An 11,191-nucleotide genomic window follows, 5' to 3' on the forward strand; every position below is an offset into this window, starting at 1 on the left:
TTGATGGAGAAAACACAATGTAAATGCGGGTATGTGAACCCGCCAGGAACCAACCTTTGTGAAACCTGTGGGCGGTCATTAACTGAGAAAGAACAAAATAAACTACTTGCCGACATGCGATATGAAGGGGTAGCAAGACGATCACAGACATATAATAAATCAATTATTGATAAAGTTTGGAACTTCTTTTCCAGTGTCAAAGTCGGAGTTGGGCTAATCGTAGTAATTTTGATAGCGGCAGCGATAGGCACAATCCTGCCCCAGCACATGTATGTACCGGCAACTGGCGAAACCGCCATTAAAGCTTATTACTCAGATGTGTATGGCAGCATCGGCCGTGTTTATCACTTTTTAGGATTCCATGACATGTACAGTTCAGTTTGGTTTATCGTTTTGGTCGGCATGCTTGCGATTTCGTTGATTATTGCCAGCCTGGATCGCTTTGTGCCCCTTTACCGATCATTGAAAAGCCAGCGGGTACTGCGTCATCCCAGCTTTATGAATAAGCAGCGCATCTATGGGCAGGGTCCTGGAGCTGACGATACGTTGCATAAAGCCGAAGCCAAATTGAAGGAATTAAAGTACAAAGTCCGAATGGATAAAAACGGGCTTTTGGCGGAAAAAGGACGATTCTCCAGATGGGGACCGTATGTCAATCATATCGGTTTGATTATTTTCCTCTCTGGTGTCATGTTAAGGATGATTCCCGGGTTTTATGTTGATGAAACACTGTGGCTTCGTGAAGGCGAGACGAGGGCTATTCCCGAAGCCCCAGGCTATTCCTTGGAAAATTTGAAATTTAAGGTAGAAACTTATAACGGCGAAGGAGAAGATGCAAGATTCAGTGAAGCAATTGATCGTGTAGGAACAGTCGTAAAAAATTACCAGACTGATGTTGTGCTGTATCAGCAGCCTGAAGGCAGCTTACCAGGAGCAACGGAGAACTTGGAATTTGTAAAAGAGTATCCATTGCGTGTGAATCAGCCATTAAAGTTTGATGGTTATGCCATGTATCAGATGGATTACAAATTGGATGAACTTAAAACAATGACGTTCGCGTTGACAGACCAACAAACAGAGGAATCGCTGGGAGAATTGACCATTGATTTGATTAATCCCGATGAAAGGTATGAATTGAAGAACGGGTCGACAGTGGAGTTGCTGGGCTATTACCCGAATTTCTCCGGTTTTGAAAATGGAGAACCACAAACGGCAAGCCCACTCCCAGACAATCCGGGTTTTCTTGTTGAGATGACCACACCGACAACACCGAAAGGGGAAACCAGTTTCATTACAATTCAAAATACTATCGAGCCTTTCGGCGACAATCAATATAAATTGACCTTTCAAAGCGCTGAAACACGCAATGTATCCGGTCTGACTGTCCGAAAAGACCGAACCTTACCAATCCTGGGTCTTGGAGGATTTATTTTTATGATAGGGGTGGCGCAAGGGATGTACTTTAACCACCGTCGTTTCTGGTTGCAGCAAACCGACAACGGTGACATCCTGCTTGCGGGACATACCAACAAAAACTGGTACAGTTTGAAGAAAGATCTCGATCAAGTTTCTGAATATGCATTACTTCCTGCTTTTACAGACCAGCAGGAAGACATGGAAAAGGAAGGTAAACCGCAATCATGACATTAACCGCTATCAGCTCAAATTTACTGTACACGGCGTTCATTGCGTATCTAATTGCCACATTCGTGTTTGGAGGGGCCGTCAAAGGGAACAAAAAAGGAACATTCGACTCGGAACAGCGGTGGGGGAAAGCCGCAATTGCCATTACTATTTTTGGTTTCCTTGCAAATCTAGGTTATTTTTTCACCCGATGGACAGTATCCGGGCATGCACCGCTGAGTAATATGTTTGAATTCACGACAGCGTTTGGCATGACGCTGGTCGGAGGATTTATCCTTATCTACTTCCTCTATAAGACAGCAGTGTTGGGGATGGTCGTCCTGCCAGTCGCCTTACTGATTATTGCGTATGCCAGTATGTTTCCGAAAGAAATCAGTCCACTGATTCCCGCACTTCAAACGAACTGGCTGACGATTCATGTCAGCACAGTCGTAATTGCGGAAGGGATATTGGCCATAAGTGCAGCAGCCGGATTAATTTACTTGTTAAAAGTTGTAGACTTGACTAAAAAATCAAAGCAACGGTTTTGGCTGGAGACCATTCTGTATACACTAGTGCTGGTTCTTGGTTTTATCATTTCTAGTTCCTATTTTGCCTTGACGAACTATGAAGCCAATTTTCAGTATGTTAACAAAGACGGACAAGAAGCTTCCGTCACGTATAATATGCCGCCGGTTTTCGGCATGAATGAGTCCGTTCCCGCGACAGAGGAAACCCTAACCCCGTTCATGGAAACCCCGCCGCTGATTGACGCCAGAAAACTGACGACGATCACCTGGTCGTTGTTGGTTGGAACTGTTTTATATGTGTTGATACGCGTGGTTACCCGTCGGTGGATTTCCCAGCTCCTTCAGCCCATGATGAGAAATGTCAGCACCCAATTGATGGACGAAATCAATTACCGAGCCGTTATCATCGGCTTTCCGCTATTCACGTTAGGGGCACTCGTTTTCGCTATGATATGGGCCCAAATTACCTGGTCCCGTTTCTGGGGCTGGGATCCGAAAGAAGTATGGGCATTGATTACGTGGCTCTTCTATGCGGCTTATCTTCACTTGCGACTTGGAAAAGGCTGGCAAGGAGAAAAATCAGCATGGCTGGGTGTAATTGGCTTTGCGATTATTATGTTTAACTTAATTGTCGTTAATCTGATTATTGCGGGATTGCATTCGTACGCGTAAGAAAATTTTTTTCTAGAAATAAAAAGGAACAAAATGGTTAGGACTGTTTTGTTAATCAATATGGCAGTGGTAAAATTTCTTACCGCTACATTGCCTTCTCTTAAAACTCTCTGAATTACTAAAACCTTGGATAGTGTCAGTTGCAGGTGAAATCTTATTTTATATACGATTTATTAGTAACAGGAGCCTATTTACGTAATACATTCGATGAAGAAAAAGGACTCCATGTAAAAGGGAATAATATTAGTAGGCATTTTTTTATTCATGGTGAAGTTAAGAGCATTGTTCACCATAAAAATCGTTTTTTAAAATAATCAAAAACTGTTTAGAAATGAGGCGACTTGGAATCTTTCCTGTCGTTTCATTTTTATTCTGAGAAACTTTAATCTCTTGTTGAAGCATATATCTTTATGAAGTTCATGTAAGTAACCGGTTCTGAATGCTAATGAGTTAACGGTATTCAACACTGAAAGCTGAGAAAAGAAGAAAATTTACAGAACATAATATTGGTTTTTCAACTTCTTCAATAAAGTTTTTAGAGTTTAACAGTAATCTCATACGCAAAACGGTAAAGGAAAAACTATTAGTAAGACTAACTTTAGTATCTAATTTTTCAACTTTTATAAACTGTTTATTCAGGTAATTAGAAACTACAATTACACTACTTTACATGTTATTCAATTAAAAGAAAGTTCGCAAATATCGCAACAATTCACGGTTTAAAAGCTCTGTATGTCCTCAACGTTCCAAGAATGGTTGAAAATTGCCCTGTTTCTTCAATTGCCGCAAATTCGGTTTCTTTCAACAAATCCGGAATGATGCCTTTGACATGTGGTGAAGTGGTTTTAAATCCATCCAAGATTTGGACAGGAAGAAAGGCAGCGCGCATCATCCCATATTGCGGTTTCTCAAAATCAAGAAGATGGAACTGGCCGCCCGATTTGAGTACCCGACGAACTTCTTCAAACGTTTCCTTCTTCTTCTCCAGTGTCAGATGGTGGATGAACAAACTGGTAAAGACATGATGAAACAGGTTAGTCGAAAAGGGGAGCTGATCCGAAAAACCTTCCTCAAAAAGGATTGAATTAGCCCGGTTTTCTTTCATTTTACTATTCGCGATGGCTAGGATTTCCGGATCGGCATCGACACCAATCACTTGTATACCCGGTTGGGATTGCTGAAGTAAAAGGGCAAGCGTCCCAGTGCCGCAAGCCAAATCCATTACTTGTTCACCAGGTTGAAGGGAAGCTTGGTTGACCAGCTTCATTTTCATCTTTTTTTCTTGCATGCCCCATTCAATTAACGGATCATAGAAGCGAGTCAGCCAATGATATTTGAGTGCCGGTATATAGGCTTTCTTTTGGGGGATCTTCATGGAAGTCGCCTCCTCTTTTTAGGTGGGTTTATTCGAATTCGATTACCAAATCAACCGTTTCTCGGTCAGTGGTTGTCGGCAATTGGTAGGATTGCTGATATTTCTCATGTCCTTTGCCGGTGATCACAATCCAATCACCTTCTCTGCTTTCATCGATCGCTTTCTGAATGGCGAGTGTACGGTCTGGAATGATGTTTCCTTTAAGATTGCCGTAGCCCTCATTTAATTGATTTAAGGCTTTCACCATAGTGCTTTGAGAAACCGTATTCAGGTCATCCAACGTCAAAATGTACTGGTCACTCAATTCAGCGGCTAAAGACACCATGGCGCTTCGCTTGCTGGGGTCTCGATCACCTCGAAAGCCGAAAATATGGATGATTCTTTGGGCGCCCTGCAGTTTCGCAGTCTTCAAGCAGTAAGAAATGGCATCCGGGGTATGGGCATAGTCCACAACAACAATCGAGCCATTGGCTAGTCTGGTGATTTCAAATCGGCCTTCCACCCCCTGAAAAAGCGGAATGGAATTCAAGAGCTTTTCTTTAGGAATACCCAACAGTCTTGAAGTTCCATATGCCATTATAGTATTGTACATATTGTGTATTCCATCTATCGCGGAGTTTATTTGATACGTTTCGTTCTGTTCTTTCACAATAATAGAATTGGTCAGTGAATTGAATTGGACAACGCTTAAACTGTAATCAGCGGATTTGCCTATCACATACACCGATTTCCCATCCCTTCGCAGGATCTCCAAGAGCTTTCGCCCCCACGCATTGTCCCCATTCACCACTGCGGTTCCACGTTCTTTCAACTGATTGAACATCAATACCTTCGTCTGGAAGTACTCCTCCATGGAACCGTGATAATCCAAGTGTTCATGATGAAGATTAGTAAACAGGCCGTAATCAAATTCAATCCCTTCCAAACGGTATTGGGCTAATCCGTGAGAAGAAACTTCCATAATAATGACATCATCCTCACTGATAGATAACAGTTGATGCAGAGCTAGTGAATTTGGCGTGGTGTTGGCAGTTTTTATTTTTTTTCCATTGATTATGTTTTGGATGGTTCCGATAACGGAACAAGATATCCCGTTGCTTTCTAAAAAGTGCTGCAGCATATAGCTTGTGGTCGTTTTCCCGTTGGTTCCTGTAATGCCAATCATCACTTTCTGGTTAGATGGGTGGCCATAGAAGTTCCTCGCCATCCTGCCAAGGGTTTTGCGGCTATTTGCAACTTGGAGATAAGGGACGGATAAACCGGTGATAGCCTGTTCCCCGATGACAATTACAGCCCCTTTTTCAACTGCCTGTTCAATATACAGATGGCCATCACTTTCAAAACCTTCAATGGCGATAAATGCAAACCCTTCTTCCACTACCTTGGAGTTGTCGGCAATACCTTGGATGTCTAATTCTAAAGTTCTGGAATCTAATCGGGTGACCAGATCGAGTTCATGCAAAAGTTGACTTGTTTTCATTGATTGGGTAACCTCTCTCAAACAATTTAAATTCGATTCATTCTATATGATGGATGTTGAGAAAATGTGCAGAATTCGAACCGATAAGCTTAACAAGAAAAACTTAATTTTCTTGTAACAAAACTGAAACTCATCGAGTTTCAGTGGAAATAAAAACCTACTTCCTCATTTCAATAAAAAACCCGAGATCTTGTAGACAAGATCTCAGGCTTTATCGATTTTATTTACCTGACAATTCACTTTCGGTTACCCATTTGTGATTGGTAACCGGTTCCCCGCCAGTCGTAGGTGTGAAATCGACCATATAGACGGTTGTGTCCTCGATTGAATCAATGGTAGCCGTTGCGCCGTCCATGCCCTCCATGTGATCAGCGGCTATTGTTGCTTCATCGCCCGGTTTCAAGGTTAGGTCTCCCGGATTTTCAAGTTCCTCGTGAATCACCCATTTGTGGTTTTCAACTGGTTCCCCGCCGGTAGTCGGCGTATAGGTCAAAGCATAAGCCGTTGTATCATAAGCGCCGACAATCGTGGCTTCGGCCCCTTTCATTCCTTCCATATGATCCGTTTCAATGATGGCCTGACTTCCGACTTCATAAGTTGGATTTTCTGCCTCTGCTAGATCCTCAGGAACTTCACCTGAGCTGGAGTGGTTCATCCCTCCCATATCCATATCTTCATCAGAATCCATATTCATGTCTTCACTAGAATCCATTTCCATTTGTTCGTCGTTTTCAGCCGGATTCATTCCTTCGTCGTTACTATTGCAAGCAGCTAGCGTAAATGCAGCTAAGAGCGACATCGTTCCCATCATAAACTTCTTTTTTATCATCGTTTATCCCTCTTTCTTTTATAATCTCTTTTTACTTTACCCAATAAGTATGCAAATCCAGTGCAGGAATGATGACATTTAGTTGTATAAAGAGTTAAATAGCTAAAAAGGTTAGAAGAATCTGCACAGAAAGTCGAAACTTTTTAGGTAAACTTAAAGATAATCGATTGGAATAGGATAAAATAAATTGAGCAAGAAAGTGGAGGAAATAAAAAATGATTAAAAAGAAATTTGCGTTGATTACGGTAATGGCTGGATTCTTTATAACGGGATGCACCAATAGTGGCGATGAAGCGTTTGAAGTTCCGTTTGAGGGTGAATTGAGCCATGTTCATGGAATAGGCTACGCTGGAAATGATAATGGGCTGTATTTTGCCTCTCACAGCGGCCTAAAGATTTATCGGGAAGGTGATTGGTTTGAAACATCGGATAATTTCCATGATTACATGGGATTTAATGCAGTAGACGAAGGGTTTTATACTTCGGGACATCCAAGTGCTGATTCTGATTTGCCCAATCCACTTGGAATTCAGCGCAGTTTGGATGGAGGAAGATCCTTGGAGCGTATCGCGTTTGAAGGAGAAACCGATTATCATGCCATGGCCGTCGGATATAATAGCCATGACATTTTTCTGTTGAATCCAGCGAAAAATTCCCAATTGGAAACGGGTTTCCATAAAAGCACGGACGAAGGAAAAACTTGGGAGGCAGTGAATGCTGCAGGATTGGAGGGTGAAGTTTCTGCGTTGGCTCTTCATCCAACCGATTCCAGCTTAGTTGCCGCAGCTACTTCTACTGGGATCTATGTATCGGAAGATGGAGGAGAAAACTTTGAACTCGTGACTCAGGAAAGCGAGCGGGGGACAGCTGTTTTCTTCGATGAAGATTCGCTGTTTTTTGCAAGCTATGGTACTGGCCCGTCATTGATGAAATATACGGTGGAAACTCAAGAAGAAGAGATGCTGAATTTACCGGATCTCAAAGAAGACGGAATAGCCTTTATCTTCCGAAATCCAAATGACACCAAAGAACTTGCGTTTTATACCTTGCAAGGACAAGCCTTTTTATCAGAAGATGATACAAAGACCTGGCTTCCATTGCTTGAAGACGGAAATGTCCAATAAATACGGGGATATAGGCGAATGGAATAACCTAGTGAATCTTGTAGATTCAACTGTTTTTTAGTGGTTTGCAAATCGATTAACCAGTTTGGTCATAAAGGAGGTTGCGATGTTTAATAGACTGTCATTAAAAATTGGTTTGCTGTTTTTTGTCTTTATTGTCATCATTGAATCGATTTTGTTTCTGACTTTGTATTTCACCTTTGTGAACGACCGGGTGGATGAAGTGATGGACAATTTATTAGCCAGAGGAAATACCCATAGTGAAGTTTTGGAAGACAGTTTCGAACAAACCACATTGAACCATGTCGGTATGATGGAATCAGCATCTGATTTCATTGTGATTATTACGGATGTAGAAGGAAACCGGCTAGTGAATTCTGACTTGATTGAATCTGAAATGACCGAAGTGCTCAACCATACGGACTTTGATGAAATTCCGACAGATGGAAGAATCGTGGAAGAGCAATGGAAGGAGAAAAAGTACATTGCCACGGACAGTCCGATTACCATCAACGGAGAACACCAAGGACATGTCTTTATGTTTGCGGAAACGAGCCATATTAAACAAATCGTCGATCATTTAACAGAGCAGTTCTTAGTAATAGGGCTGGTTGCCATTTTTCTGACAATTTTTACCATTTTGGTGTTGTCCCGATTGATTACACTGCCGTTGATCCGCATGAAGGAAGCGACCGAGCAACTGAGTAAAGGAAACAACCACGTCAAACTCAATATGGAACGGAAGGACGAATTGGGCGAGTTGGCGAATGCGATTACCACTTTATCAGATGATCTGGATCGTTTAAAAACGGCGCGGAATGAGTTTTTAGCCAGTATCTCGCATGAACTGCGGACACCGCTTACCTATATCAAAGGGTATGCTGATATTGTGAGCCGATCAACCACTTCCCCGCAAGAACAAAAGGAATATATCGGTATTATCCGGGAAGAGACGACACACTTAACCGGGTTAATCCAGCAATTGTTTGAATTAGCTAAGATGGATCACAACCAGTTCTTGATAAAAAAAGAGAACTTTTCACTGGCCATGCTCTTTAACAGTGTCAGTGGCCTGGTTCGGCCGGCCTTTGATGAAAAAAACATTTCGTTGTCGGTCAGTTGCGATCAGGAAATTATCGCTGTTGTCGATCCGGAACGTTTCCAGCAAGTGTTGTTAAATGTATTGGATAACGCCAAAAAACATTCTGGAGAAGGGACCAAGGTGACTCTCCAGGGTATGCAAAATGAAGAAACAATTAGCATCAGCGTGATTGATGAAGGAGAAGGCATACCGGAAGAAGATCTGCCTTTCGTGTTCGAACGGCTGTACCGGGTGGAAAAATCAAGGTCCAGACAAAGCGGTGGAAGTGGTCTTGGATTAGCGATTGCCAAAGAAATCGTTGAATCACACGGGGGACATATTTCCATTGAAAGTGAACGAGGGAAAGGGACGACGGTCCTGATTGAATTGGAGAGGGGGAATTCTCATTTATAAAGTGCTGTTAGTGGACGATGAACAACGGATGCTGGATTTAGTTGCGTTGTACCTGAGACCACATAATTATCATTGTAAAAAAGCGCTCGGAGCATACGAAGCTCTCTCCTATTTGAAAGAAGAGGAAGTTGACATCATCTTATTGGATGTCATGATGCCCGAAATGGATGGATGGTCGCTTTGCCGAGAAATCAGGAATTTTTCAGATGTGCCAATTATTATGCTGACAGCGCGAGAGCAGCAAGAGGATGTTATCAAAGGGTTAAAACTGGGGGCGGATGACTACATTACCAAACCTTTTGATGAGGAAGAGCTACTCGCGCGCATGGAAGCTCTATTGCGGAGAAGAACCCCGGTGAAGTTCATTGAAGTAAACGGATTGCTTTGGGAAGGAGATCGGTTCGAACTTTCGTTCAAGAAGGAGCCAATCAAGTTAACCCCGAAAGAATTCGCCATGATGGGGCTCTTAATGGGAAATCCGAACAAGGTCTTTGCGAGGGAACAATTGATTGATTTAATCTGGGGATTTGATTCAAAAACAGAGGGAAGAACCATCGATTCACATGTTCGAAATGTACGAGAAAAAATTCGGCAAGCCGGGTTTCCGATTGACGAGCATTTTCTTACGGTCTGGGGTATTGGATACAAGTGGATCAATATGCCATAACTAGTTGTAACAAAACAAAGCCCCCGTACAAAAGATTCTTTTGTACGAGGGCTTTGTTAAAATCTTACGCTATATTTCTGCACGCTTCGGCACATCTGTGGCAAGCTTCCGCGCAGCGTTTGCAGTGTTCGTGATGATCTGCATGTTTATCGCATTCGTTGCCACAAGCTTCACATATTTCTGCGCATACTTGTGCCAATTGTGAAACAAACGGCGAGTTTCTGGTGATTGCATGTTCTAAAAATGCGCAGATATCGGCGCATTCCCGGTCTAATCGAATACACTGAGCCATCATCTTGACATCTTCTTCCTGCAGACAAGCGTCAAAACAGTGATTACATTCCGCTGCACAATCGTGCAAGGCCTGAATGAGTTCTTGGTGTTGTTCGTGTGCCATTCCTAAAACCTCCATTTTTGTATTTGTGCTTCCCAGTTAAAGTTCCCGTTGTTTTTATAATTAAACGAAAATTTAGAAACTCCATAGAAACTGCACAATTTTCATTTCCATCCATGCAAGTGCATTGGTGGTTAAAACAGTTAACCATCTTAATTTTTAAGCTTTTCTACTCATCAATTGAAAACAGTAAAAGGGGGATATCTACCGTAAATTAAAGTAGTGAAAGAGCTGCTGCTATAAAGTGAAATCTTCACAGAATCCGTTACTTTGACGAAAACTCTTAAACAACGTATAATACGGGCGCAGGGTATATTTGAGGAGGAATGAACCAATGGAAAAAACGTTGAAGACAACGGTACAACCCAATAAAGAACAACTATTGAATCGGTTGAAGCGGATTGAAGGACAAGTTCGTGGCGTTCATCAAATGGTGGAAAACGATCGTTACTGTGTGGATATTTTGCATCAAGTAAGCGCAATCCAATCAGCCATGAATAGAGTATCACTCGCTTTGCTGGAAGATCATACGCATCACTGTGTAACAAAAGCCATCAAAGAAAACAAAGGCGAAGAAGCAATTAGTGAACTTATGGACGTTATGAAAACCATGACAAAATAAAATAATTGAAAAAATAGTTGTTATACCCGTAGAGGGTATGTTAGGGTTTAACTAATATTATTCTTGGGGGTGAAAAGTATGAATGAAAAATTGAAAGTACAAGGTATGTCTTGTGGCCACTGCGTGAATGCAGTTGAAACAAGCGTCGGTGAAATCCAAGGTGTCTCGAGCGTAAAAGTAGACTTGGGAAAAGGCGAAGTAGCAGTTGCTTATGATGAAACCAAAACGTCATTGAATGAAATTCAAGAGGCAATTGAGGAGCAAGGCTATTCCGTTGCCTAACTTTTTTAGCTATCTAGTAATTAGAAGATAAGGTCATACCCCGCGTGTGACCTTTCTTTTTCAAAAAGATATACCCCGGCATAGTATGGGAGGGATAA

11 protein-coding genes are annotated in these 11,191 nt (G+C 42.1%); 7 read left to right on the top strand and 4 right to left on the bottom strand.

The window, feature by feature from the left end; translation table 11 throughout:
- Positions 1-3: 3 nt before the first annotated feature.
- Both Q0785_RS11920 and ccsB read left to right on the top strand, forming a co-directional pair.
- The gene (locus Q0785_RS11920; protein WP_298830007.1) at positions 4-1,644 is read left to right on the top strand and encodes a cytochrome c biogenesis protein ResB; all 1,641 of its coding nucleotides are present in this window, start codon (positions 4-6) and stop codon (positions 1,642-1,644) included.
- Positions 1,641-2,825 carry a c-type cytochrome biogenesis protein CcsB gene (ccsB, locus tag Q0785_RS11925; RefSeq protein ID WP_149456941.1) on the top strand — a complete coding sequence of 395 codons (1,185 nt, stop codon included), beginning with the start codon at positions 1,641-1,643 and terminating at the stop codon, positions 2,823-2,825. The genes Q0785_RS11920 and ccsB overlap by 4 nt, the downstream gene beginning before the upstream one ends.
- Positions 2,826-3,537: 712 nt before the next feature.
- Here the strand turns inward: ccsB and Q0785_RS11930 are convergent.
- The 3 genes from Q0785_RS11930 to Q0785_RS11940 form a co-directional block, all read right to left on the bottom strand.
- Positions 3,538-4,200 (bottom strand): class I SAM-dependent methyltransferase, encoded by a 663-nt coding sequence (locus Q0785_RS11930; RefSeq protein ID WP_298830012.1) that lies wholly within the window; start codon positions 4,198-4,200, stop codon positions 3,538-3,540.
- Between the two features lie 28 nt (positions 4,201-4,228).
- On the bottom strand, positions 4,229-5,680 hold the full coding sequence (locus tag Q0785_RS11935; protein ID WP_298830014.1) for a UDP-N-acetylmuramoyl-L-alanyl-D-glutamate--2,6-diaminopimelate ligase: 1,452 nt from the start codon (positions 5,678-5,680) through the stop codon (positions 4,229-4,231).
- A gap of 220 nt (positions 5,681-5,900) precedes the next feature.
- The gene (locus Q0785_RS11940; protein ID WP_149456944.1) at positions 5,901-6,509 is read right to left on the bottom strand and encodes a YdhK family protein; all 609 of its coding nucleotides are present in this window, start codon (positions 6,507-6,509) and stop codon (positions 5,901-5,903) included.
- Between the two features lie 215 nt (positions 6,510-6,724).
- Here Q0785_RS11940 and Q0785_RS11945 point away from each other — a divergent pair, with 215 nt between their 5' ends.
- From Q0785_RS11945 to Q0785_RS11955, 3 genes are all read left to right on the top strand, one after another.
- Entirely contained in the window at positions 6,725-7,633 is a 909-nt protein-coding gene (locus Q0785_RS11945; RefSeq protein WP_298830016.1) for a F510_1955 family glycosylhydrolase, read from the top strand.
- Between the two features lie 106 nt (positions 7,634-7,739).
- On the top strand, positions 7,740-9,128 hold the full coding sequence (locus tag Q0785_RS11950) for a HAMP domain-containing sensor histidine kinase (RefSeq protein WP_298830019.1): 1,389 nt from the start codon (positions 7,740-7,742) through the stop codon (positions 9,126-9,128).
- Positions 9,121-9,795, top strand: a complete 675-nt coding sequence (locus Q0785_RS11955; RefSeq protein ID WP_298830179.1) for a response regulator transcription factor — start codon at positions 9,121-9,123, stop codon at positions 9,793-9,795. Before Q0785_RS11950 ends, Q0785_RS11955 begins: the two co-directional genes overlap by 8 nt.
- Before the next feature lie 64 nt (positions 9,796-9,859).
- Here the strand turns inward: Q0785_RS11955 and Q0785_RS11960 are convergent, their stop codons facing one another.
- Positions 9,860-10,192, bottom strand: a complete 333-nt coding sequence (locus Q0785_RS11960) for a four-helix bundle copper-binding protein (protein WP_149457027.1) — start codon at positions 10,190-10,192, stop codon at positions 9,860-9,862.
- Between the two features lie 331 nt (positions 10,193-10,523).
- Here Q0785_RS11960 and Q0785_RS11965 point away from each other — a divergent pair, with 331 nt between their 5' ends.
- Both Q0785_RS11965 and copZ read left to right on the top strand, forming a co-directional pair.
- The gene (locus Q0785_RS11965; protein ID WP_142830125.1) at positions 10,524-10,811 is read left to right on the top strand and encodes a metal-sensitive transcriptional regulator; all 288 of its coding nucleotides are present in this window, start codon (positions 10,524-10,526) and stop codon (positions 10,809-10,811) included.
- Between the two features lie 78 nt (positions 10,812-10,889).
- Positions 10,890-11,093, top strand: coding sequence for a copper chaperone CopZ (copZ, locus tag Q0785_RS11970; protein ID WP_298830025.1), 204 nt, complete (start codon positions 10,890-10,892; stop codon positions 11,091-11,093).
- Positions 11,094-11,191 lie beyond the last annotated feature (98 nt).

The organism is uncultured Planococcus sp., assembly GCF_947501725.1.
Classification (GTDB): Bacteria; Bacillota; Bacilli; order Bacillales_A; family Planococcaceae; genus Planococcus; species Planococcus donghaensis_C.